This is a genomic window from Shigella sp. FC1544 (genome assembly GCF_001722145.1).
GTDB lineage: Bacteria > Pseudomonadota > Gammaproteobacteria > Enterobacterales > Enterobacteriaceae > Escherichia > Escherichia coli.
The window spans coordinates 1-583 of sequence record NZ_MECT01000408.1; the positions used below are offsets into that span (position 1 = coordinate 1).

At 52.1% G+C, this 583-nt stretch carries 1 protein-coding gene and 1 pseudogene; both read left to right on the forward strand.

Annotated elements, in window-relative coordinates; translation table 11 throughout:
• Positions 1-111: pseudogene (locus BGK49_RS31200) on the forward strand (IS66 family insertion sequence element accessory protein TnpB); the annotation flags it as partial.
• Positions 108-458 carry an IS66 family insertion sequence element accessory protein TnpB gene (gene tnpB / locus BGK49_RS17255; RefSeq protein ID WP_000624671.1) on the forward strand — a complete coding sequence of 117 codons (351 nt, stop codon included), beginning with the start codon at positions 108-110 and terminating at the stop codon, positions 456-458. The pseudogene BGK49_RS31200 and the gene tnpB, both read left to right, overlap by 4 nt.
• The last annotated feature ends 125 nt before the right edge of the window (positions 459-583 follow it).

The following is a 583-nucleotide window of genomic DNA, read 5'->3' on the forward strand; positions in this document are numbered from 1 at the left end:
AGTGCCAGCTCCTGCAAGGTGGAGTTCCGTCACGGTAACATGACGCTGGAAAATCCTTCACCAGAGCTGCTCACAGTGTTGATCCGTGAACTGACCGGGTGGGGACGATGATCTCACTCCCGTCAGGCACCCGCATCTGGCTCGTTGCTGGGATAACCGATATGCGTAAGTCTTTCAACGGGCTGGGTGAACAGGTACAGCATGTGCTGAATGATAATCCCTTCTCCGGTCACCTGTTCATCTTCCGTGGCCGACGGGGTGACATGATTAAAATCCTGTGGGCTGATGCTGATGGTCTGTGCCTGTTCACCAGACGCCTGGAGGAAGGCCAGTTTATCTGGCCTGCTGTGCGTGACGGCAAGGTATCCATTACCCGCTCGCAACTGGCAATGCTCCTCGATAAGCTGGACTGGCGTCAGCCAAAAACATCCCGCCTTAACGCACTGACAATGTTGTAAAAATGTCATGGCCGGATTATAAAAACGTAAGCGTACAGCCTGAACCGTCTGGTCAGAATCTGACGAATTAGACAAAGTGGTGTCCACCAAATAAGTAGTGGGAACCAAAGTGTCAGATATGCAGA

Coding starts and splice junctions, on each gene's coding strand:
- tnpB (WP_000624671.1), top strand. CDS start 108: ATGATCTCACTCCCGTCAGGCACCCGCATCTGGCTCGTTGCTGGGATA.